The organism is Sulfurospirillum sp., from assembly GCF_036802865.1.
Classification (GTDB): Bacteria; Campylobacterota; Campylobacteria; order Campylobacterales; family Sulfurospirillaceae; genus Sulfurospirillum.
Genome location: NZ_DAIRVK010000001.1, coordinates 516,425 through 539,935 on the forward strand (window position 1 = coordinate 516,425; position 23,511 = coordinate 539,935).

The 23,511-nt window shown below is 39.1% G+C and carries 22 protein-coding genes and 6 tRNA genes; 19 read left to right on the plus strand and 9 right to left on the minus strand.

All coding sequences use genetic code 11. The features are described 5' to 3' along the window. Positions 1-13: 13 nt before the first annotated feature. The 7 genes from V7Q04_RS02620 to V7Q04_RS02650 all read right to left on the minus strand — a co-directional run bounded on the left by V7Q04_RS02620 (position 14) and on the right by V7Q04_RS02650 (position 1,761). Positions 14-88 (minus strand) — tRNA-Glu (locus V7Q04_RS02620). A 25-nt stretch (positions 89-113) separates the two neighbouring features. After that, positions 114-189 (minus strand) — tRNA-Lys (locus V7Q04_RS02625). 53 nt (positions 190-242) lie between these two features. Then, positions 243-319, minus strand: a tRNA-Asp gene (locus V7Q04_RS02630). Between the two features lie 7 nt (positions 320-326). Then, a tRNA-Val gene (locus V7Q04_RS02635) sits at positions 327-402 on the minus strand. Between the two features lie 26 nt (positions 403-428). Next, a tRNA-Glu gene (locus V7Q04_RS02640) sits at positions 429-504 on the minus strand. 16 nt (positions 505-520) lie between these two features. Continuing rightward, positions 521-596, minus strand: a tRNA-Lys gene (locus V7Q04_RS02645). Positions 597-651: 55 nt separating this feature from the next. Further along, positions 652-1,761, minus strand: a complete 1,110-nt coding sequence (locus tag V7Q04_RS02650) for a CinA family protein (RefSeq protein WP_333803361.1) — start codon at positions 1,759-1,761, stop codon at positions 652-654. Positions 1,762-2,038: 277 nt separating this feature from the next. On the opposite strand from V7Q04_RS02650, the gene ileS reads away from it, so the two are divergent. The 16 genes from ileS (at position 2,039) to V7Q04_RS02730 (ending at position 19,565) form a co-directional block, all read left to right on the plus strand. Continuing rightward, positions 2,039-4,801 (plus strand): isoleucine--tRNA ligase, encoded by a 2,763-nt coding sequence (gene ileS, locus V7Q04_RS02655; RefSeq protein ID WP_333803362.1) that lies wholly within the window; start codon positions 2,039-2,041, stop codon positions 4,799-4,801. After that, complete coding sequence (locus tag V7Q04_RS02660) at positions 4,794-4,922, plus strand: hypothetical protein (RefSeq protein ID WP_333803363.1); 129 nt, start codon at positions 4,794-4,796, stop codon at positions 4,920-4,922. The genes ileS and V7Q04_RS02660 overlap by 8 nt, the downstream gene beginning before the upstream one ends. Further along, positions 4,919-6,277: an Asp-tRNA(Asn)/Glu-tRNA(Gln) amidotransferase subunit GatA gene (gene gatA / locus V7Q04_RS02665; RefSeq protein ID WP_333803364.1), complete on the plus strand. Its 1,359-nt coding sequence runs from the start codon at positions 4,919-4,921 to the stop codon at positions 6,275-6,277. The genes V7Q04_RS02660 and gatA overlap by 4 nt, the downstream gene beginning before the upstream one ends. Positions 6,278-6,287: 10 nt before the next feature. Next, positions 6,288-7,736, plus strand: a complete 1,449-nt coding sequence (gene guaB / locus V7Q04_RS02670; RefSeq protein WP_333803365.1) for an IMP dehydrogenase — start codon at positions 6,288-6,290, stop codon at positions 7,734-7,736. Between the two features lie 164 nt (positions 7,737-7,900). Next, the gene (gene metX / locus V7Q04_RS02675; protein WP_333803691.1) at positions 7,901-9,013 is read left to right on the plus strand and encodes a homoserine O-acetyltransferase MetX; all 1,113 of its coding nucleotides are present in this window, start codon (positions 7,901-7,903) and stop codon (positions 9,011-9,013) included. Between the two features lie 2 nt (positions 9,014-9,015). After that, a complete protein-coding gene (xseB, locus tag V7Q04_RS02680; RefSeq protein ID WP_333803366.1) occupies positions 9,016-9,219 on the plus strand; it encodes an exodeoxyribonuclease VII small subunit in 204 nt (67 codons plus the stop codon). Then, positions 9,216-10,007: a carbon-nitrogen hydrolase family protein gene (locus V7Q04_RS02685; protein ID WP_333803367.1), complete on the plus strand. Its 792-nt coding sequence runs from the start codon at positions 9,216-9,218 to the stop codon at positions 10,005-10,007. Before xseB ends, V7Q04_RS02685 begins: the two co-directional genes overlap by 4 nt. Beyond that, positions 10,004-10,669, plus strand: coding sequence for a HesA/MoeB/ThiF family protein (locus V7Q04_RS02690; protein WP_333803368.1), 666 nt, complete (start codon positions 10,004-10,006; stop codon positions 10,667-10,669). Before V7Q04_RS02685 ends, V7Q04_RS02690 begins: the two co-directional genes overlap by 4 nt. Before the next feature lie 30 nt (positions 10,670-10,699). Continuing rightward, positions 10,700-11,830, plus strand: coding sequence for a succinyldiaminopimelate transaminase (locus V7Q04_RS02695; protein ID WP_333803369.1), 1,131 nt, complete (start codon positions 10,700-10,702; stop codon positions 11,828-11,830). Between the two features lie 142 nt (positions 11,831-11,972). Continuing rightward, a complete protein-coding gene (murC, locus tag V7Q04_RS02700) occupies positions 11,973-13,283 on the plus strand; it encodes a UDP-N-acetylmuramate--L-alanine ligase (RefSeq protein ID WP_333803370.1) in 1,311 nt (436 codons plus the stop codon). Then, complete coding sequence (locus V7Q04_RS02705) at positions 13,283-13,627, plus strand: hypothetical protein (RefSeq protein WP_333803371.1); 345 nt, start codon at positions 13,283-13,285, stop codon at positions 13,625-13,627. Before murC ends, V7Q04_RS02705 begins: the two co-directional genes overlap by 1 nt. Further along, complete coding sequence (locus tag V7Q04_RS02710; RefSeq protein ID WP_333803372.1) at positions 13,627-15,828, plus strand: endonuclease MutS2; 2,202 nt, start codon at positions 13,627-13,629, stop codon at positions 15,826-15,828. The genes V7Q04_RS02705 and V7Q04_RS02710 overlap by 1 nt, the downstream gene beginning before the upstream one ends. Before the next feature lie 73 nt (positions 15,829-15,901). Next, positions 15,902-17,014, plus strand: coding sequence for a succinyl-diaminopimelate desuccinylase (dapE, locus tag V7Q04_RS02715; RefSeq protein WP_333803373.1), 1,113 nt, complete (start codon positions 15,902-15,904; stop codon positions 17,012-17,014). Beyond that, positions 17,011-17,382: a RidA family protein gene (locus V7Q04_RS02720; RefSeq protein WP_333803374.1), complete on the plus strand. Its 372-nt coding sequence runs from the start codon at positions 17,011-17,013 to the stop codon at positions 17,380-17,382. Before dapE ends, V7Q04_RS02720 begins: the two co-directional genes overlap by 4 nt. Positions 17,383-17,489: 107 nt before the next feature. Then, positions 17,490-18,830 (plus strand): FAD-dependent oxidoreductase, encoded by a 1,341-nt coding sequence (locus V7Q04_RS02725; RefSeq protein WP_333803375.1) that lies wholly within the window; start codon positions 17,490-17,492, stop codon positions 18,828-18,830. A gap of 45 nt (positions 18,831-18,875) precedes the next feature. Beyond that, complete coding sequence (locus tag V7Q04_RS02730; RefSeq protein WP_333803376.1) at positions 18,876-19,565, plus strand: class I SAM-dependent DNA methyltransferase; 690 nt, start codon at positions 18,876-18,878, stop codon at positions 19,563-19,565. Here V7Q04_RS02730 and V7Q04_RS02735 read toward each other — a convergent pair. After that, positions 19,562-20,050 carry a hypothetical protein gene (locus V7Q04_RS02735; RefSeq protein WP_333803377.1) on the minus strand — a complete coding sequence of 163 codons (489 nt, stop codon included), beginning with the start codon at positions 20,048-20,050 and terminating at the stop codon, positions 19,562-19,564. The genes V7Q04_RS02730 and V7Q04_RS02735 overlap by 4 nt on opposite strands. A gap of 80 nt (positions 20,051-20,130) precedes the next feature. Here V7Q04_RS02735 and V7Q04_RS02740 point away from each other — a divergent pair, with 80 nt between their 5' ends. After that, positions 20,131-20,595, plus strand: a complete 465-nt coding sequence (locus tag V7Q04_RS02740; protein WP_333803378.1) for a GNAT family N-acetyltransferase — start codon at positions 20,131-20,133, stop codon at positions 20,593-20,595. A 68-nt stretch (positions 20,596-20,663) separates the two neighbouring features. Beyond that, complete coding sequence (locus tag V7Q04_RS02745; protein ID WP_333803379.1) at positions 20,664-21,818, plus strand: S41 family peptidase; 1,155 nt, start codon at positions 20,664-20,666, stop codon at positions 21,816-21,818. Here the strand turns inward: V7Q04_RS02745 and V7Q04_RS02750 are convergent, their stop codons facing one another. After that, a complete protein-coding gene (locus V7Q04_RS02750) occupies positions 21,819-22,871 on the minus strand; it encodes a chemotaxis protein CheX (RefSeq protein ID WP_333803380.1) in 1,053 nt (350 codons plus the stop codon). It lies immediately after the preceding gene. Between the two features lie 129 nt (positions 22,872-23,000). Here V7Q04_RS02750 and V7Q04_RS02755 point away from each other — a divergent pair, with 129 nt between their 5' ends. After that, positions 23,001-23,447 (plus strand): hypothetical protein, encoded by a 447-nt coding sequence (locus V7Q04_RS02755; RefSeq protein ID WP_333803381.1) that lies wholly within the window; start codon positions 23,001-23,003, stop codon positions 23,445-23,447. The last annotated feature ends 64 nt before the right edge of the window (positions 23,448-23,511 follow it).

Below are 23,511 nucleotides of genomic sequence, written 5' to 3' on the forward strand. Positions count from 1 at the left end.
TGGGAAGAAGAAATGGCGACCCCAGGGGGACTTGAACCCCCGTTCCCGCCTTGAGAGGGCGGTGTCCTAACCACTAGACGATGGGGTCGCACAAGTGTGTTTGTTTAGGACAATGGTGACCCGTGATGGATTCGAACCATCGACCACCTCCTTAAAAGGGAGATGCTCTACCGACTGAGCTAACGAGTCATGCTCAGACAGTTTCAAATACAATAAGAAAATGCTGAGGGAAAATAAAATCGTGGCGCGGCGGACGGGGCTCGAACCCGCGACCCCCGGCGTGACAGGCCGATATTCTAACCAACTGAACTACCGCCGCGCATAAATGGTGGTCGCTATAAGACTCGAACTTATGACATCCACCTTGTAAGGGTGGCGCTCTACCAACTGAGCTAAGCGACCATTAGGGACATTAAAGAAGAATTATTTGGCGACCCCAAGGGGATTTGAACCCCTGTAACCGCCGTGAAAGGGCGGGATCCTGGACCACTAGACGATGGGGTCGCACAAAATATAAAAATGGTGACCCGTGATGGATTCGAACCATCGACCACCTCCTTAAAAGGGAGATGCTCTACCGACTGAGCTAACGAGTCATTCACCGTTCTTCTCGTAATGAGGCTGAAATTATAGAGAAAAAAAAATCATTTGTCAAGACATTTTTTCACTTTTTAAAAAAATATTTTCACCTACATGTAAAAGTAACTTTAAAGCATGGTATGCACTTTGGGTTTGAATGTATTCTCTATCGCCCTCTAAAAGGAGTCTTTCAATCATAATAACCCCTTCCTTGTTGCGTGCACCAACATACACAGTCCCTACTGGTTTTTCCATACTTCCCCCATCAGGACCTGCTACACCACTGGTTGCAATGGCATAATCTGAGAGGCTAGCATTGAGCACACCTTCCAACATTTCACGTACACAGAGTTCACTCACTGCCCCATGTCGTTCAATGGTTTCAGGATTTACGCCTAACCATGACTCTTTAATGTCATTGGAGTAAGAAACAATGCCACCTTTAAAAACTGCCGAAATACCTGCACGTTTAGTAAGCATGGAGGCAATAAGACCTCCTGTACAACTCTCTGCAATACTCAGTGTTTTTTCTTCTCTTTGTAGGCATTGTGAAATATGTGTAATGACATCAGGATGGTTAATAACTTTTGTAGGTAGGAGTGACTTAATAGCTTTAAAGAAACTCTCCAAGTTACCATATTTGTTAGAGATAGCCTCAACCATAATCCATCCATCGACAATTGTTGTGGGTGTAATTCTTATTTCATAGTTTTGGGCAAGTGGTTCAACAAGAATTTTAAGAGAGTCCTCATCAATGTTGATAATTGAAAAAAGTGCTGAACTGTTGCTATTTTCGATGAGTATGGTTGGAAGTTTTTTATTTTCACATGCTTTAATGACATTGATGTGTTTTCCATCTCTTGCTAAAAGATAACTGTTATCTTCATAGCGTACGGTTTTCGAAGGAATGAGCATACCTGATTTGAGTTCTAGTGCTTCTTCACCCAGCGTTGCAATGACTTTATTGACCAAATTGAAGCTATCGTTGGATGTGACAATAACGATTTCATCAGCATGGGCAATGGACTCTTCCAAAACAAAAAAGAGATCTTTATCGTTTTTATCGATATAAACGGTTTGATCAGGTAGATCAAGATGTTTCGTAATGGTGGCATGGATATAGTTTAAAAATGGCAGATTGTATCGTAGAGCTTTACCGACTACGATCAAAGAGCTTTTCATGTGAACAACCTTTTTATTTTTTTAATAGAGTTCTGCAAGAACTCTTAACACGTTTTGAAGCAAAGCTTTAAAAACTACGTTAACACTGGGTTTTCCTCGAAAGAAAGCCTACGCCTCATTTGGTGCTTTAATTAACGCTTGTCATCAGTGTTACTTTGAGTTATAACGTACCTCGCATTATACCGTAAGTGCTTCTTAAATCGTTTTTAGATAAACTTGCCTCATTTTAAGAGACGCTTACATGTAAAGAGTTGTAGCTTCTAAGGAGAAATAATAGATGGACTATAAAGAGACCTTGCTTCTTCCTCAAACCGATTTTCCAATGCGTGGCAATCTTCCTCAAAACGAGCCTGCACGCTATGCTAAGTGGTTTTCCAAAGAGGAGAGCGCTTATGCTAAAATGATACAAAACAGAGAAAATGCCCCAACGACATTTATTCTTCACGATGGACCTCCGTATGCCAATGGACACATTCACATCGGTCACGCACTCAATAAAATTCTCAAAGATGTTATTATCAAAACCCATTATTTTTTTGGCGAGAAAGTGCGTTATGTTCCAGGTTGGGATTGTCATGGTTTGCCGATTGAGCAACAAGTGGAAAAAAACCTTGGCAAAGAGAAAAAAGATGCACTGCCTAAAAGTAAAATTAGAGAGTTATGTCGTGAACATGCTCGTAAATTTATAGACATTCAACGTGAAGAGTTTAAGTCTTTAGGTGTTATTGCGGATTGGGATAATCCGTATATGACGATGAAGTTTAAATTTGAAGCGGATATTTACCGAGCACTGTGTGGTGTTGCAGACCGTGGGCTGTTGGTTGAGCGTAGTAAACCTGTTTATTGGTCATGGGCAGCTCGTAGTGCACTTGCAGAAGCAGAAGTTGAGTATGAAGACAAAGAAGACTACTCTATTTTTGTAGCGTTTGCGCTAAGTCCTGAAGCAAAAGACAAACTTGAGATTAACACCGATGCTTCGGTTATTATCTGGACGACTACACCTTGGACGTTACCTGCAAACGTGGGTATTTCATTTAGTCCGGATGAAAATTATGTGCTCACAAGTGACGGTTACATTGTGGCGGAACCTTTACATGGCAAACTTTTAGAGCAAGGCGTAGTTACGGGTGAAATAATTAAAACGTTTAAAGCGAGTGTGCTTGAAAACAGTTTTGCGATTAACCCACTCAATGGCAGAAAATCACAACTTATTTTAGGTGATCATGTTACGATGGATGGTGGTAGCGGTTGTGTTCATACAGCACCAGGGCATGGCGATGACGACTATAAAGTAGGGCTTCGTTATGGGCTTGAAGTGGTAATGCCAGTCGATGAGCGAGGTTGTTACGATGAAACGGTAGTTCGTTTAGGACTGCTTCCAGATGCGCAGAGTTTTGTAGGTGAGCATATTTTTAAATGCAACGAACGTATTTTAGAGCTTTTAGGCGACAGATTGCTTAAATGCTCAAAATTCACACACTCGTACCCATTTTGCTGGAGAACGCATCAACCCGTCATTTACCGTGCGACCAAACAGTGGTTTGTTGCGATGGACGAAGCCATGGGTGGACGTGAGAGTCTTCGTAAAATGGCAATGGATGAGCTTGAGAAAGTACGCTTTTACCCAAAATCAGGCATTAATCGTTTAGGTTCGATGATTGAAAATAGACCAGATTGGTGTATCTCTCGTCAGCGTGATTGGGGTGTTCCTATTGCATTTTTTAGAGATAAAACAACGGGTAAACCGATTTTTGATGCTAAAGTTGTTACGCATATTGCTGCTATTTTTGAAGAAAAAGGTGCTGATGCGTGGTGGGATTTAGAGATTGAAGATCTTTTGGTTGAAAACAGTGGCTATAAACCTGAAAACCTTGAAAAAGTGATGGATATTTTGGATGTGTGGTTTGACAGTGGTAGCACATGGAAAGCGGTTTTGCAGTCTTCTGATTATGATGCTGGAACTTACCCTGCAACAATGTACCTTGAAGGAAGTGACCAACACCGTGGTTGGTTTCAAAGCTCCCTTTTGGTCAGTACTGCTAACAATGGCATTGCTCCATACAGCAAAATCTTGACACATGGTTTCACCGTTGATGAGAAGGGTGAGAAGATGAGCAAGTCTAAAGGTAATGTCGTCGCTCCTGCAGATGTCGCAAAGCAATACGGTGTTGAAATTCTTCGCCTTTGGGTTGGAACAAGTGAATACACAACCGATCTTAAAATCAGTGATAACATCTTAAAACAAATTAGCGAGCAGTACCGTAAAATCCGTAATACGTTTAGATTTTTACTGGCAAATGTGAATGATCTTGAAACCATTATGCCAAGTTCTGAGATGGGTGTTTTAGATCAATGGATCTTAGCCCATGCCAAAGCGGTGTTTGATGAGGCTCAAGGTTACTTTAGAGAGTATGAATTTTCCAAAGGATTTGCGCTTCTCAATCATTTTATTGCTGTAGAACTCAGCGGAATTTATTTGGATATTTCAAAAGATAGACTTTATTGTAACGCTAAAAACGATTCCATTCGTCTCTCCGCACAAAGTGCTATGGCGCTCATTGCTGAGAAGTTGATGGTGTTGATGGCACCAACGTTGACCTATACGATTGATGAGATGATGGAATACGCTCCTGCTATTTTGAAACAAAACGGTGAGAGTGTTTTTGACCTTGTATATCAACCACTTCCTGAGGTCTCAAGCGCTTTTGATGAAGCCTATATGATGGAAGCGAGAGAGAAATTCTTTGAAATCGTAGATAGTTTGAAAAAAGAGAAGATCATTAAATCAACGCTAGAGTTGATTATTCAGACAGCTTCACCCAAAATTGTAGCCCTTGAAAAAGTAGATGCAGAAGATTGGTTTACGGTCAGTAAAGTGATAGAACATGATGAAGCCGGTGAAATGGGTGTATTTGAAGTAGATGGTGATCGTTTTAAAATTCTTAAAGCGACCAAATGCAAATGCCCACGTTGCTGGAAATACCGTGCAAAAAGTGAAGAAGAGCTTTGTCACCGATGTAACGAGGCAATCAATGGTTGATTTAAGTGTACCTATTGAGCTTAGCTTTGTCTTTTCAACCGTTGGCGCAATTTTCGTCGTCATTGGTGTGTGTATTTATCTGATCAATCAAAGAACGAAAAAGTTAAAGGATCACAGTTGATTACCTTAAAAGAAGCGTTGAAACTTCCTAAAGAAGAAATTGAAGCATTTAGAAGTGATTTGAAAAAAGAGATTGAAGCGAAAAAAGAGTTGGGTGCTTATGTTGAGCAATTGATCGGCACAAGTGTAAGTGAATACGGCGCAGGCATTCCTATTGCGATTAAAGATAATATTCAAGTCAATGGATGGGAAGTCACGAGCGGCTCTAATATTCTTCAAGGTTATGTTGCGCCTTACAATGCCACCGTTATTGACAATATGCTTCGCCATGGCTTGTCGCCATTTGGTCGAACAAACATGGACGAATTTGCCATGGGAAGTTCTACTGAGTCTTCATTTTACGGTAAAACACTCAACCCTCACAATCCAAAATGTGTTCCTGGTGGCAGTAGTGGTGGAAGTGCTGCTGCGGTTGCTGGTGGCATAGCCATTGCGGCACTTGGCAGTGACACAGGAGGAAGTATTCGCCAACCAGCGGCTTTTTGCGGTTGTGTTGGGCTTAAACCAACATATGGAAAAGTGAGTCGTTACGGTTTGGGTGCATATTCGAGTTCACTGGATCAAATTGGACCGATTACGCAAAATGTTGAAGATGCGGCCATTTTGTATGACATTATCGCAGGACATGAGCCTAAAGACTCTACCAGTGCGAATATGGCACATCAAAGTGTGGCTGATAAACTCGATGCAAGCCGTAAAATGACGATTGCTGTGATTGAAAACTATTTGAATGAAGCCAGCCCTGAAGTGCGTGAACGTATGATGGATGGTATTAAGGCGCTTGAAAAAGCGGGGCATACAATTATTTATCGCAATTTTATCAACTCAAAATATGATATTGCAACCTACTATGTTATCGCAACCGCAGAAGCAAGTGCAAACTTAAGCCGTTATGATGGCGTTCGTTATGGCAATCGTGGAAGTAATGAAAACCTTAAAGAGATGTTTATTCAAAGCAGAAGCCTTGGTTTTGGTGAAGAAGTTAAACGAAGAATTCTCCTGGGAACCTTTGTTTTAAGCAGTGGCTATTACGATGCGTATTACATCAAAGCGCAACGTGCTCGTCATTTTATCAAAGCACAGTATGAAGCAATTTTTAAAGAGGCTGATCTGATCTTTATGCCAGTAACTCCAACCAGTGCGTTTGAGTTTGGCTCAAAAGCAGATCCATTAGAGATGTATTTGAGTGATATTTATACTATCTCTCTCAATTTAGCAGGGCTTCCAGGCATTTCTGTTCCTCTTGGAATGGATAGCAAAGGTCTTCCTGTCGGTGGACAATTGATTGGTCAAGCATACGGTGAGCAAGCACTGTTAGATGGTGCATTAAGCTTAGAGCGCGAATTAGGATTATAGGAGAACATAGATGAAGATTAGAAAAAGAGCATTAACATTTGAAGACGTATTATTAGTACCAAAATATTCAGAGATTTTACCTAAAGAGGTAGATATCAAAACAAAACTGACTAAAAATATTACATTGAATATTCCTTTGGTATCGGCTGCGATGGATACAGTAACCGAACACAGATCAGCGATTATGATGGCACGACTTGGTGGTTTGGGCATTATTCATAAAAATATGGACATAGAATCTCAAGTACGTGAAATCAGACGTGTTAAAAAAAGCGAAAGTGGCATTATTATTGATCCTGTCTCTATTAAAGCAAAAGCAACGCTTCGAGAGGCTTTGGATATTATGTCTGAATACCGTATTTCAGGTGTGCCTGTTATTGATGATAACGATACACTTATTGGTATTTTAACCAACCGTGACCTTCGTTTTGAAAATGACTATAGTAAAAATGTCGAAGAATTAATGACGAAAATGCCTTTGATTACAGTGAAAAAAGGCACAACATTGGATGATGCTGAAGCTATTTTTAGAACCAATAAAGTAGAAAAACTCCCTGTTGTAGATGAAAATAATAAACTTGCAGGTCTTATTACGATCAAAGATCTTAAAAAACGCCAAGAGTATCCTCATGCTAATAAAGATGCCTTTGGTAGACTTCGTGTTGGTGCGGCAATTGGTGTTGGTCAATTGGATCGTGCTCGTGCACTTGAAGCTGCGGGTGCGGATGTGCTTGTTTTAGATTCTGCACATGGGCATTCAAAAGGTATTATTGATACGGTTAAATTGATTAAAAAAGAGCTTAAGATCGATATTATCGCTGGAAATATTGCAACTAGTGAAGCTGCTGAAGCACTGGTTGCTGCGGGAGTGGATGGTATTAAAGTAGGTATAGGACCTGGAAGTATTTGTACGACGCGTATTGTTTCGGGTGTCGGTGTGCCTCAAATGTCAGCGATTGAAGAGTGTTCAGATGTAGGCCGTAAACACGGTGTTCCTGTTATTGCTGATGGTGGTATTAAGTATTCAGGTGATTTTGCAAAAGCCTTAGCTGCAGGTGCTCAAAGTGTTATGGTGGGAAGTTTACTCGCTGGAACCGATGAGAGCCCGGGTGAGCTTATTACGTATCAAGGACGTCAGTACAAAACATACCGTGGTATGGGAAGTATTGGTGCGATGACCAAAGGAAGTAGCGATCGTTATTTCCAAGAGGGAACTGCTGCTGATAAACTCGTTCCAGAAGGTATTGAAGGACGTGTTCCTCATGCAGGCTCTATTCGCGATGTCATTTTCCAACTCGTTGGAGGACTTCGATCTTCCATGGGGTATGTGGGTGCACGTGATATTATTGATTACCAAGAAAAAGCAGAATTTGTTGAAATTACGAGTGCGGGCTTAAAAGAGAGCCATGTGCATGATGTTATTATTACACACGAAGCGCCAAATTATCGCGTTAACTAATAGAATTCTTGCAAATTTAGTTTTGCAAGAATTTAAAGCACCAAAGGTGCATGGGCGCTCTTACGAAGAAAACCTAGTGTTAGCGTAGTTTTTAGAGCTTTGCTTTGAAAACGTGTTAGTTATAGAGTCATGGGGTCATGTGACCCCAATTTTAAATAAGGTCAATTGTGAATATTCAAACCTTTGTAGAACATTTTGACGAACCACTTTATCTTGAGAGTGGGCGTATCTTAGAGACATACGATCTCAAATACGAGACGTATGGTGAAATGAATGAGACCAAAAGCAATGTGATCGTAGTGTTCCATGCACTTACAGGTAGTCATCATGCGGCAGGTCGCTATGAAGGTGAGACGAAAGCAGGCTGGTGGGATCCTCTTATCGGAGACAATAAGATTGTAGATACAACAAAGTATTGTGTTATTTGTGTCAACATCCTCGGAAGTTGCTTTGGCTCAACGGGACCGATGAGTGTGAATTCAAAAACTAAAGAACCCTTGCGTTTAAAATTCCCTGTTCTGACAATCAGCGATATGGTGAGGGCTCAGATGAACCTTTTTACACGTTTGGGTATCAAAGAAGCGTATGCAATTATTGGTGGCTCACTGGGCGGTATGCAAGGACTTTGTATGTCGATTGAGTATCCCCATTTTGCCAAACGTGTCATACTCCTTGCCACAACGTATGCGACAGGTCCTTGGGCGATTGCTTTTAATAAATTGGCGATGGAAGGGATCGTGAAAGACCCCCGTTTCAAAAATGGCAATTATGAGATGGAAGATTTTGAAGAAGAGGGACTGCTAAGTTTTGCCATTGGTCGTATGGCAGGACACATTAGCTTTTTAAGCCCCCACTCTATGGATAAAAAGTTTGGGCGTAATTACGTTGAAACCGATGGTTTGTATGAACTTTTTGGGCGTTTTCAAGTTGAAAAATACATGGAATACAATGGTTACAGTTTTGCCAAACGTTTCGATCCTCTCAGTTACCTTTACATCATCAAAGCGATGAATATTTTTGATGCAACGCGTAATTATGATTCGTTAGAAGACTCACTTAAACATATTAAAGCCAAACTCACACTGATTTCGTTTCAGGGGGATTATCTTTTTATGCATGAAGAGATGGAGTTTATAAAAACGACGATGGAAAATATGGGTAAAGGTGAAAAGGTGGATTATGTCTGTATTGACAGCCACTATGGACACGATGCCTTTTTGATTGAGTACGATAAATTTGATTTTTATATCACAAAAGCGCTAGAAGCAAAGGTTTAAATATGGCAGATGAAAAAGAGAGCTTTGAAGCTAAATTAGAAAGCGCAAAAACAATTTTGGAAAATCTTTCCAACCCTGAGCTTTCATTGGAAGAGGGAATGAAAAAATACCAAGAGGGTATTGCGATTCTCAAAGATGCAACGAAGATGCTTGAAGAAGCAAAATTGACTTATACTAAATTGCAAGCAAAGGAAGAATTGGCATGAAAATAGCGGCATTGCAACTCAGCACGCTTCCGATGAGTGAGGCAAAACTCGATTATTATTTTCGTATCTGCAAACAAAAAGAGGTCGAAGTTGTGTTACTGAGCGAGTATGCGCTGAATAGCTTTTTTAAAGAGCTAGAGAGTATGCCGATCTCCATGATTAAAGAGCAATCAAACCATAAAATAGAAGTTTTAAAGAAGCTTTGCGCTGATTATGATTTACATGTCATTGCTCCTATTGTCAATGTAAAGGGTGAATTTTGCTACAAATGCAATGCCCATTTTTCGCCAAAATCTGTTCATTTTTTTGACCAACAATTTTTGATCAATTATAAACACTGGAATGAAGAGAAGTTTTTTGCCAATGCGGTTTCTAAATACACGTTGCCTATCTTTTTACATGATGGTATTCGCTTTGGAATCGTAAGTGGATATGAGCTTCATTTTGATGCTGTTTGGATGGAAGTGATGAAGAAAAATGTGGATGTGGTACTCACAGCGACCTCTTCGACGTTTGATTCAGTACATCGCTGGGAAGAGCTTTTGAAAATGAGAGCCATGCTAAACAATGTTTATATTTTGCGTGCGAACCGTGTTGGCAGTTATAAAGAAGAAGAGACATGGCAGTTTTACGGCAAAAGTAGCCTCATTTCTCCTTTTGGAGATGTTGAACTCACGTTGGGAGACAAAGAAGAGATGCTTGTTGCGACTATCGAAAAAGAGAGCCTAAGCGATGCACGAAAACTGTGGGGATGGAAGAAACAGGTGAGCAAAAGGGAATCGTTATGATGCATTATTTCCACAGGCAAGTACAGCTGTGGGGAGAAGCAACACAACAAAGTTTGCAAACTAAAAAGATCGTCATTATAGGCTGTGGTGGGCTTGGAAGTTCTTTGGCGTATGCTCTAGGAAGTTCAGGTATTGGTGAAATTCACCTCGTAGATTTTGATGAGGTGAGTGTACATAACATTCACCGCCAAATCGCTTTTAAAGTGGGGGATGAGGGAAAACTCAAAGCCGATGTCGTGAAAGAGAGCATTGAAAACCGTTGTCCGTTTGTGAAGGTTTATGCGCATATTGGTCGATTAGAAGACTTTACAGGTAAAGATATTAAAGTCGATCTCATCATCGATGCAACCGATAATTTACCCACACGTGCGCTCATTGATATCTATGCTAAAAAGGTGAAGACACCATGGCTTTATGGCTCGGTTGAGGCATTTAATGGGCAGGTCTGTTTTTTTGAGAAGAGTAGTTTTAAAGCTTTTCAAATCAGCAACAAAACGCCCTCTGGTATTGCCGCGCCCATTGTGATGCACATCGCCTCGTTGCAAGCCAATTTAGCGCTTCGTTATTTGGCAGGGCTCAGTGTTAAAAAAGATTTGCTTTATTATCTGTTTATAAATGATGAGGGTGAGTTAATTACCCAAAAATTTGGAATGCCACACTAAAAAATTGTTTTACATCTAAAAGGAAAACCATTGCATTTTGAACCGTATCCGTTTGAAAAATTGACCGAGTTACTCAAAGATATTACACCAAGTAGTGCGTATCCAGCTGTCTCTCTTACCATTGGTGAGCCACAGTTTGAAACGCCTGATTTCATTCAGCAAGCACTTCAAAACAGCAGTGCATTGTTGAACAAATACCCAAAATCTTCAGGCGAAGCATATGTGAATGAAGCGCAACGCAGTTTTGTAAAAAAGCGCTTTGGCGTTGAACTAAAATCAACTGAACTTCTCTCTACTTTTGGAACCAGAGAGGTACTGTTTAATTTTCCACAATACCTCTTACATGACAAGTCAAATCCTGTCATGGCATATACCAACCCTTTTTATCAGATTTACGAGGGTGCCGCTATTGCCAGTCGTGCACGTGCTGTGCATCTGAATCTTACCAAAGAGAACGCATTTAAGCCTGATATTAATTTGCCAGCTTTAAAAGAGGCTGATCTTATTATCTTGAATTTTCCAAACAATCCAACAACTTCTGTTTTAAGTCTTGATGAACTGGGCGAGTGGGTAAAATTTGCTCTGAAATACGACATTGTTCTCTTAAACGATGAGTGTTACAGTGAAATTTATGCGGGCGAAAAGCCACCTTCACTCTTAGAAGCAAGTTTACATGTTGGAAACGATACGTTTAAAAATGTGTTGGTGATTAATTCTATCTCTAAACGAAGCTCCGCTCCAGGTCTTCGCTCAGGCTTTATTGCAGGAGATGAGAAAATATTGAGTGGTTACATGAAGTACCGAACGTATATAGGGGCTGGTATTCCATTACCCCTTCAAATGGCTTCTACTGTGGCATGGAACGATATGGAACATGTGGAGCTTACCTGTGCACAATACGCGAAAAACCTCTCCTTAGCACATGAAATTTTAGGCGTCTCCGCGGTAAATGCAACATTTTATGTTTGGCTAGAAGTAGGGGATGATTTGGAGTTTACGTGTAAACTTTATGCACAGAAAAATATTAAAGTTTTACCAGGCCGTTTCTTAGGACGTGCTGGTATGGGTGATGGATATGTACGCATCGCACTTGTTGAAAACAGTGTGAAAACAGAAGCTATTTTAAAAGAGATAAAAGATTTTATCGCTACCTCAAAGTAAAGCGTAAAACATGATGGCAGCAAATGTCAAAAATGGTATATTTCTGCCTCAAAGAGGCAAGCTTTAGTGCACAGCGCAGCGTAGCTTTTCAAGCTTTGCTTGTAAAGCGTGTAAAAATAGATTTAGTGACGAAGGAAAAGAGTTGAAAAAAGTTCATTTTGTAGGTATTGGTGGAATTGGGCTTTCTGCCTTAGCAAAGTATTTGAAGCAAGAGGGTTATGAAATTACGGGTTCGGATGTTAAGGCAACAAAAATTACAGCGGGTTTGGAAGAAATGGGTATTCTTGTGCGTATTCCGCACGATCCTGATTGTATTACAGACCAAGACTTGGTGGTTTTCTCTGCTGTTATTAAGCCCGATAATATAGAGCTCGTACGCGCACGTGAAAAAGGTATGAGCATTATGCCACGTCGTGAAGCATTGCTTTTTATTTTGAAAAATCGACGTGTTTTTTCTGTGTGTGGAGCCCATGGTAAAAGTACCACAAGTGCGATGCTCGCTTCTATGGTTGAGGGCTCTTTGGTCATTGGGGCTGAAAGTAAGCAGTACGGTTCAAATATGTACTACAAAGAGGGCAATAATGTCATTTTTGAAGCCGATGAGAGTGATGAGAGTTTCTTAAATTCCAATCCGTATATTGCGATTGTGACCAATGCTGAGCCTGAGCATATGGAGTATTATAACTACGATTTAAACCGTTTTTACGGAGCTTACAGACACTTTTTAGAAAGTGCAAAGATACGCGTCATTAATGCCGAAGATCCTTTTTTAAGTACACTTAGTGAACTTGAAGCGGACCGTCTTTATCCGAGTCGTGACATCACAGACATTCAAATGATCATGCGTGATGGTGAGCCTTTTACTTCCTTTGTTCTTAAAGATTTGGGACGTTTTGAAGTTTGGGGTATTGGTGCGCATATAGCGTTGGATGCTTCTTTGGCGATCTTAGCAAGCTTGCATGAGATGGATGTCGAAACAGCACGTGCAAAACTCAAAAACTATAAAGGGATTAAAAAACGTTTTGATCTTTTAACGAAACATGAGAATTTCGCCTTGATTGATGATTATGGGCACCACCCAACAGAAATTAAAGCGACATTGGGGTCTGCTAAAACCTATGCCAAACTTATGGGACTTAAAAAAATTACAGCTATTTGGCAACCACATAAATATTCCCGTACCATTGATAATTTAGAGAGCTTTGTTCACTGTTTTGAAGGGGTCGATCAATTGGTGATTTTGCCTGTATGGAAAGCAGGGGAAAAAGAGGTTTTTATTGATTTTGCACAAGAATTTGCGCGTTATTCTCCTCTTTTCCCACCGCGTGTTTACCGAAAAGATGATAGTATTGAGATATTTTCCAATGAAGCAAATCAACATCTCTTTAATGAAGGCTTGGTGATTAGTTTTGGAGCAGGCGATATAACTTATCAACTCAGGGGTGTGATGTAATGCAACTTTTACTTTTTTTGGCAGTGGCTTTTCTGATTGTATTTGGACTTTATGCCAAGAAGAGTGCGCTTTCCAAAAAAGCAAAAGTAGGGCTTGGAGTTGCCTTTGCGCTTCTTGCTCTATTTTCATGGTGGTATGAAGGACATACACGTGAAAATACAGAACACAACCGATTGCTCATTAGTGCTTTTAAGCAGGGTAAAACACTCTATTGTGATGGGCGTGAAATCTCTTCAGCGACATTTGTATTTGTCAGTGGAACGCTGAGCTTCATTGCAAATGATAAAAATAAAAATGATAAAGGCGTAGTCATCGATATGGTTACATGTAAACTAGAGCACTAATGGAAAAGCTCTTTTCGAAACTCGATCTGGTTGATTATGCGACTGGATTTAAACACTTTTTAGCACGTGAAAAACCCCTTTTCATGGAGGGCGATGCAAATCTGCATTATAAATTGATTCATGAACTCCTTACGCGTGATCGCCTCAAGCCTTTGCCTGAAGTTCCAACATTAGATGTAAGCCTGATGCACCTTAGCAAAATGGGTACATTGCGTTTGAATGAGATATTTGCATTTGTTCAGATTATTAACTATATTCAGTATCTTAAAAATATGTTGAGTGACCAAAATCTTGGTGAATGGATGGAGCGTATTTTAATTCCGATTGAAATTACGCAAATTTGTAACTATTTTGATGAAAAGGGCGAGCTTAAACCCAGTGTCGATGAGCAATTTGCAAACATAGCACAAAGTCTTAAAATGGTCAAAGATGAGATGAACAGCACGCTTCGCCGTTTTATTTCTACTGAAAAAGTCGCACTTTACCTTGCGGATAAACAGATTCACTATATCAACAATCAAGAAGCACTTTTGATGCGCGGTGGTTTTAACCATGTTTTAAAAGGCAATGTCATTGGACGCAGTAGCAGTGGTTTCTTCTACGTCGTACCTGAAGCGTTAGCCAAACTGGTGAGTCGTGAGAGTGAGCTTATTGACCGTAAAGAAGAGCTTGTGTACAAGTATGCGAAGCAAATTTCGTCGGTATATACCAAACAACTTAAATTTTTGGCTTTTGTGAACAAAGAGTTTGATCGTTTTGATGCGTACTATGCCAGAGTCGCATATGCGAGAGAAAAAGATATGGAATTTGTACTACCGTCTAAAACCAATGTCATCAAACTTGAAAACTTTGCTCACCCTGCACTTGCCAATCCTAAGCCTATTACTATTGATTTTTCAAAACAGGTTTTGATGATTACAGGTGTGAATGCAGGTGGTAAGACGATGCTTTTAAAGTCCATACTCTCTGCTGCCATTTTGAGTAAATACCTCCTTCCGATGCGCATTGATGCCAAACACTCAAGCATTGGCTCGTTTAAAGAGGTTTTTGCTATTTTAGATGATCCTCAAAATGTCAAAAATGACATCTCAACTTTTGCGGGACGTATGAGTGAGTTTAGTAAACTTTTTGGTAAAAAAGTAGCACTCATTGGTGTGGATGAGATAGAGCTTGGAACGGACGCAGATGAAGCGGCGAATCTTTTTAAGGTGATGATCGAAAAGCTCATCGACAAAGAGATGAAAATCGTCATTACCACACACCACAAACGCCTTGCTTCTTTGCTTGCAACCCACCCTGAAGTGGAACTTTTAGCGGCAATTTACGATGAAAAGAGTGAACGCCCAACCTATGGCTTTTTAAAAGGAACCATTGGTAAAAGTTATGCATTTGAAACTGCCCTTCGTTACGGCATTCCGCAGACATTGGTTGCTGAAGCACGTGTTTTGTATGGTGAGGACAAAGAAAAACTCAATGAACTCATTCAAAAAAACATTGACCTTGAACTTGAAATGCGCAAAACATCTCAAATCTTAGATGAAAAATTGCACGAAGTGGAAAAGCTCAAAATGTCTTTGCGTGATGAAAAAGAGCGTGTGAGAGATGAGTTTGATAGCGCTTATACCAAGATGTCCAAAGAGTTCAATGAAGCAATTGGTGAAGCCAAAAAAGCGATAAAATCTCAAGACAGCAAAGAGTCTCACCGCTTGTTAAATAAAGCAAACCAACTGCATCAAGAGACCAAGCGCGTCGTTCCTGAGCATAAGGCTGAAGCTTTGAGTGTTGGTGATAAGATCAAATACGGAAGCTCAAAAGGTGTGATTAAGAGTATTAAAAAAGAAGAAGCAATGATCGAGTGTGATGGCATTAGCCTTCGCGTACCACTCTCTAAGCTCAAACGCAGTGGCAATCAGCCAAAAATGCACAAAGCAGGCGTTGTTATTTCTAAAGAGACTCCCAATGGTTCGATGATTTTAGACTTGCATGGGTTAAGAGCCGATGAAGCAGTGGAGCGACTTGATAAGTTTTTAAGCGATGCCCTGATTAACGGCTTTGATGAAGTTTTGGTCTATCATGGCATAGGAACAGGAAAATTAGCCTATGCGGTACGTACTTTTTTAAGTACTTATCCTGCTTTGGTCTCCTATGGGGATGCGCCTATTAATATGGGCGGTTTCGGAGCTACGTTGATCAAGCTTTAATAAAGCTTGATAGAAGATCATAAACTTAAAAATAACAAAAATCTAAACAAGACTCTTTTATAATGAAGGTATTATGGTGAAAACAGAAGAACTTTTTTTAAAACTTTTACAATTTGTTTCCGTCACTCCAAACGATGGAGGCGCATTTACATTTATAAAAGAGTATCTGAATGACTTTGAAGTCATTGAAATAAATGTTGAAGAGACGAAAAACATTTTTTTATATAAACGCTTTAGCGAAGGTCCACACCTTTGTTTTGCTGGTCATATTGACGTTGTCCCTCCTGGTCATGGTTGGGAAAGTGAACCTTTTGAGCCTCTTATAAAAAATGGCATTGTTTATGCCAGAGGGGCACAAGATATGAAGAGCGGTGTGTGTGCATTCTTACAAGCGCTCAAAGAGACACAAACTTTCCATGGTACACTCTCTGCACTTTTGACCAGTGATGAAGAGGGTGATGCAAAACACGGCACCATTGAAGTACTCAATGCATTAAAAATCCGCTCTTTTTTACCCGATTATGCGATTGTTGCTGAACCGACCAGCGAAGTTGTGTTTGGTGATGCCATTAAAGTAGGCAGAAGAGGCTCCATTAACGGCGTGATCGAAATAATAGGCAAACAAGGTCATGCAGCATACCCTGAAAAATCAATCAATCCCGTACACCAAATCGCACCCATCTTACACAAACTAGCAGGACATTTATTAGACGCAGGGGATGAATTCTTTACCCCTTCACAGATTGTTATTACGGACATCAGAGGTGGTATGGAAGTTTCGAATGTAACACCTGGAAATCTTAAAATCATGTTCAATGTTCGTAACTCCACAAAAACTAATCTCGAAAAAATTCGCACCTACGTGGAAGACGTTTTAACAGGTATAAATTTTAGCCTTCATTTGAGTGAAAGTGCACAACCTTTTGTTACACGTAAAGATTCTTTGATTGTTAGCGCAATGAGCAAGGCCCTTTTAGATGTAAAAGGCACAATACCAAAACTCTCGACTGCTGGAGGAACCAGCGATGCACGTTTTTTTGGAAGTTTTGGCATTGCAACCGTCGAGTGTGGCGTGGTGAATGACACCATTCATGCTCCCAATGAGTGTTGTCCATTGCATGAAGTAGATTCTTTAGTAGCTGTATTTAAAAATGTGATTGAAAACTTTGAAAAGGAAGATGTATGAAGATAGTCTCAACAACCAATGCACCTGCTGCAATTGGTCCCTATTCACAAGCTATAGTTGTGAATGACATGGTGTTTACTTCTGGGCAAATTGCACTAAAGCCTGATGGTAGCTTTTTGGATGGTGATGTGGAAGCGCAAACGACCCAAGTGTTAGAAAATCTCCAAGCAGTGTTAAACGAAGCGGGCAGTAGTTTACAAAAAGTGGTTAAAACGACCATTTTTCTAGCAAACATGGATGATTTTGTAAAAGTTAATGGTGTGTATGGCTCTTTCTTTGGAGAGCATAAACCCTCTCGGAGTACGGTTGGTGTAAAAACCTTGCCTAGAAATGCGCTGGTTGAAATCGAAGCAATCGCAGTAAAGTAAAAATTTTATTTTAAAAACCTAAAATAAACTTCATTTAAAGTTTTTATAGGATTTTTATAATAGAATATCGCCCCCCCTAAAAATCTTAGAGTAGGAAGTTGTTAAATATGACAAAAAATCACTATGACGTCTTGGTCGTCGGTGGCGGAATCTCAGGTGCAGCTCTGTTTTATGAGCTTGCAAAATATACAGATGTCAAGCGTATTGCGCTTGTCGAAAAATATGATCGTCTAGCAAAACTAAATTCTGCTGGAACATCGAATTCGCAAACCATTCACTGTGGTGACATAGAGACCAACTATACTCTAGAAAAAGCCAAAAAAGTTAAAGAGACTGCCAGTATGATTTCAAAATACTGCGTGAATCATGGGCTTGAAGGCAAAATTTTATTTGCACATCAGAAAATGGCAATTGGTGTTGGCGATACTGAAGTTGCATACATGCAAAAACGATACGAAGAGTTCAAAGAGCTGTATCCGTATTTGGAAGTATTTGACAAAGAAAAACTCTCACAAATTGAGCCAAAGCTTATTTACGATATTGATGGTAAAGAACGCCCTGATAACATTATTGGTGTAGGTGTTGAAGGTGGAGAGTTTAGTACCGTAGATTTTGGTGCTATGACGGAGAGTTTGGTTAGTGAAGCACAAAAAGTTGAAGGTAAAGTTGCTGATGTCTTTTTGAATTCTCAAGTAACCAACATTACAAAACTGGGTGATATGCACGTTGTTATGACCAAAGATCAAACGTTTACCGCTGATTTTGTGGTTGTTAATGCCGGCGCACATTCACTATACCTTGCTCATGAAATGGGTTTTGGTCTTGACTTTGCGTGTTTACCAGTTGCGGGTAGTTTTTATATGACCAAGAAAAAAATGCTCAATGGTAAAGTTTACATGGTACAACACCCAAAACTTCCGTTTGCAGCATTGCATGGTGATCCTGATATTTTAGCCGATGGCTGTACTCGTTTTGGACCAACCGCATTGGTACTTCCAAAATTGGAACGCTATACGGGTGGTACGTATCTTGATTTCTGGCAAACATTACAGTTTGATGGAAAAGTCGCAAAAGTCTTTTATGATTTGATGAAAGATAGTGATATTAGAAATTATATCTTTAGAAACTTTTTCTTTGAAATTCCTAAATTTGGTAAAGAGCTTTTCATCAAAGATGCACGTAAAATTGTTCCATCATTACAACTTGATGAGCTTGAGTATGCGCATAACTTTGGTGGTGTAAGACCTCAAGTTATCAACAAAACAGAGAAAAAATTGATGCTTGGCGAAGCAAGTATCAACCCAGGTACGGGTATCATCTTTAATATGACACCAAGTCCAGGTGCAACAAGCTGTCTTGGTAATGCTAGACGTGACATTCGAATCGTTTGTGACTACTTAGGCAAAACATTTGATGAAACACTCTTCAAAAAAGAATTGGTTGACTAAATCTTACTGGGGCTTTGAATTCAAAGCCCCAAATAAAGCTAACATATGATAAATCCTCTTGATCTTTACGCAAAAATCGAATCTCTCATTGGCTTCGATGAACAGTATGAAACACTCTATCAAACGTATTTGGCACTGCTAAAATCTTTACATGTAAAAACTATTTTAGATGTTGGATGCGGTAATGGTAAGTTTTTAAAGCACTTGCACCGCGAACAGTTTGAAGCGTGTGGAATTGATCGAAGTGCTGCTATGGTTGAACGTGCCATTGCTATAGGTGTGCGTGCAAGTACTAAAGAGTTGGATGAATTTGAGTCAGAAAGTTTTGAATGTGTTGTGGCTATTGCAGATGTATTGAATTATATTTCGCTTAGCGAATTAGAATCTTTTTTGGAAGCAGTTGCAAGAGTATTGCCAAAAGAGGGCTATTTTGTGTGCGATATCAATACCTTATATGGTTTTGAAGGGGTAGCGGAAGGCGTTATGTGCCAAGACAAAGGCGATCAGTTTTTATGCGTTGATGCCACATTCTCCAATAAAGAGCTTTTAACGAAAATTGTTTTGTTTGAAAAAGAGGGTGAGTTTTACCGTAAAGAAGAGGGTATCATTACCCAATATTTTCATGCACTTTCATTTTTTAAGAAATTAAAAGCGTTCAAACTCTGCTCTACCAAGTCCGTCACGCTTTTTGGTGACGAGCCTGATAAAACTATTTTAGTGTTGCAAAAACGTTAACTCATTTTTTGTAAGAAAGTACTCAGCATAGTGTTTTGTTGTGAAAGCTTATCGTCTGCATTCAATTTTTCCATAAGCTGTTTTTGAAAGTCACTCATCATTTGATCTAATGTAGAAAGTGCTTCACTTCTTGCATCGCCTGTGAGTGATGGCTGGGCTGAATCACTAAGCCCTAACTTATCCATAAGTTCCGCTTTCTTTTCATCCAGTATCTTTTGAATTTTATCAGCATTATAATCTTGCAAGAATGTCAGCGCACCTTTTTTACCCAATGTATTTTTGAACTCTTCTACCATGGCATCGGATTCACTTAGTTCTGTTGCAGCTGGTTTATTTGGATTTGAGTTTGTACTGCTGTTACTTGCAAGTTGTTTTTGAAACTCTTCCTCAAAAGTTGAAAGTGCGGCGGAGTTTTCAGTTTTCGTTGTTGAAGGTGTTGCACCAAACAATGTATTGATTTTGTTTTGAGTATCGTTGATAGTCATCAAAGACTCCTTATAGCTTTATGATTATAACAAGCAAAAAAGGTTCCTATGTTACAATTATAGTACGAGAAAGGAGTCCTATGCTGGTTGTTGAAGAGGCAAAGCTCACAGATATTGAGCGTTTGATTGATTTATTGACCGTGTTGTTTTCCAAAGAAGCTGAGTTTATCCCCAACCGTGATGTTCAAAAAGATGGACTGAGGCAGATTTTAGAAGATGTAACCATTGGTACTATTTTTGTCCTTAAATCTGAGCAAAATATCATTGGGATGGCTAGTTTATTATGGACGATCAGTACGGCTTTAGGTGGAAAAGTTGCTATGTTAGAAGATATGATTGTTGATCCTTTATGGCAAAGCAAAGGCGGTGGTACGTTGTTACTTGAACATAGCCTTGTATATGCAAAAAAGTTTGGCTGCAAACGTATTACACTTTTAACAGACAAAGACAATTATGAAGCACATCGCTTTTATGAGCGCTTAGGTTTTGAAAATTCTTTGATGCAACCAATGCGTATTATGCTAGAGGAGAAGGTTGTTTTTTAAGTTTTACTTTTGGAAAAATAAAATAAAAGTAGTACTATATAGCTATTCAAAAGATAAAGGATGTATATTTGAGATTGTTTTTTTGTTTTTTAGTCGTAATGGAAATAGTTTTAAGTGCTGGAAGTACTCCCAATGATCCTTACCTTTTTTATCAAGAAGTTGTACAAAAAATTAAAGAAGAATCCATTCATTCTTTTGATGAAAAACAGCTCATGGATAGCTGTTTGGAAGGAATGGTAACAAGCATTGATAAAAACGGACGCTATTTAAATGAAGAAGAGTACGAAACACTCTATTTAAGCTCTAAGCCAGTTGCTGGTATTGGTCTGTTTATTACACAAAAACGTAACCGTATTCTTGTAAAATCTGTTGTTGATGACTCGCCTGCCCAAAATGCAAATCTTAAAAAGGGAGACGAAATTGTCCAAATTGACGGTGTTCTTGTTCGGGATCTTGGTTTTGATAAAGTTGTTGCGGAGCTTCGAGGTTCACCAAACACTAAAATCAAACTCGTTGTTCTAAAAGCCAAGAGTTCTAAGCCCATTGAGCTTCAATTAACACGCAAAGTTGTTAACATTGACCTCATTAGTTCATTTATGTTTGAACACGATGTCGCATATGTTAAAATTAGCTCCTTTGCACAAGATGCATTACCTGAAATGTTAGAAGATATCGGAGTTCTTTACGAAGCGCAACACCGCAAAATCAATAGTATGATATTGGATCTTCGTGATAATCCTGGTGGCATTTTGAACAGTGGTATTGCCATAACTTCTCTATTTTTAGAAAATGAAAAGCTGATTTTAACCGTAAAAGGTCGCAGTAAAGAGGGAAAGAAGCAGTATAAAAACACGCCACAAGATTATGAAGGGAGCGAGTATGCTGACAAAATTGAAGCACTCGGTTTTTTAAAAACGATCCCTTTAGTCATCTTGGTGAATGGTGATTCTGCAGGTAGTTCCGAAATTGTTGCTGCTGTGTTACAAGAGTATAATCGTGCGACTATCATAGGAACACCCACTTTTGGTAAAGACACCTTTGCAACACTTTTCCCTCTGAGCACCAACACTTCTGCGGTTAAATTTGCAACAGCGCGTTGGAGTACACCTAAAGGGAAAAGTGTTTGGCCTAGTGGAGTAATTCCTAATATTGAAGTCAGTCATGGAAAAGAAGAGGAAGATCTTCCTCTTGCAGAGGCATTGCGGTTTTTACAAAAAAAATAACTACTTTGTGATAAACATGTAAAAAGGTTTTTCATCCAATTGCATATCGATCCAAACACCATTGGATCCTAGTGTATCGCTTAGGGCTACTTGCAAAGAGAGATAGGTTTTAGGCAGTTCAAAAAGAACTTTGAGTTTTTTGTTAGAGAAGATGACTTTTGCTCCACCTGTAATGATATTGCATAGCTCTGCGACACCATCTACAATCGCTGCTGTATCATCGTATTCAACAGCCTCTCCAAGCATTGCTTCAAGTGAAATTAAAGCAAGTTCTCGTGGAAAAACAAGAAAGAAAACACCACTAATATCGCCTTTAAATTTCATCGCAGCGATAATGACTTGCGATGGAATTTTTTCATTAAAAGGTCTTATTTCGTGTTTAATTTTTTGTGCTTCAAGTCCTGTAATCGTAACAAGAGAATTAACCGCAGTGTCAATAAAGACAGGTAGATTAATAATAAGTTCTTTGGAAAGCCCTAAACTCTGGGAAGTTGAAGGTTTGCTTTTAAGTTGATTGATAGCCGTATGTGTAATAGTCATATCGTATTTCTTTGCAGATGCTTTGAGTTTAAAATCTTCAGCATCATGTGCATGGACAATAGAATAGCCAAGCTTAACAAGTTCACTTGAGATTTTATCGGCATTTACTTTATCGTCATCATAAATGAGTACGGCAAGCTCTTTTTTAAGTGCTTTTGGGTTAAAGAAGAGGAGGGCTACATTAATATTTTGAAAAAGTTTTACCGATGTATCGGAACTAAGTTTTCTAAGATAGGTAAAAGTATCTCGTTTGTAGTCACCAATCGATAGTGGAATATCAATCGTGAGACTGAGTTTTTCAAGTTGTTTAACGAGGTTTGCTAGATTGGGATCTTCTTTAACAAGCGGTGAATAAGGTGCATCTTTTAAGGAAATAAAAATACCTTTAATGCCTTTTTCTTTCAAAGTAGCTTTTTGTCCTAGAATGGTATTACATAAAACAGTATTGCGATTTTCAAGAATAGATTCGTTGTAGTTAAAAATGAGAATAGAATTTTGGATAGTATTTGTCATTGCCTTAGTTCAACCATTTATATTAATTAGGATTATGAGTAGAGATGATACCACAGAAAGCTTTTAATTTTATTGAATGGATCTAACGCTATAATGAGGAATTAAGAAAAATATGAGGTGTGAATACCGATGAAATCTCGTTTTGCAGATATCGATAATGCCATCAGTGCGTATGTCGCAAATGAAATTTCTTTAGAAAAAAATAAAGAACTTGAAGATTTAATTTTCTTTTCCAGTTACACTATTAAATTTGATGTTTTTAAAAAAGCAACTCAAAAACTTAAAAAAATATTACGAAAAAAGCTTCCTTATGAGTGGCATGTATGGGAAGTAGATGCTGCAAAAGTGATCGATACCTATCATTTAGAGGTAACGTATGGCAGTGAGCGATACACCTATCTTCTTCAGGCCCTACTAAAAGCACAAATTAAAATTAATGAAGCAGTTATGAGTCATTTTATAGGATTATGTAAAAAGGCGCATTCCTTTGAGTATATTGAAAGTAGAGCAGAGCAGATTTATAAGCTTTTATTTGATGATATGGGAAAAGACACAATGTACAAAACTTCATCATAACTTTAGGCGTTACCTGTAACGCTTATGATATAATTTTGTAACAAAAAAGTGATAGAATAGAACT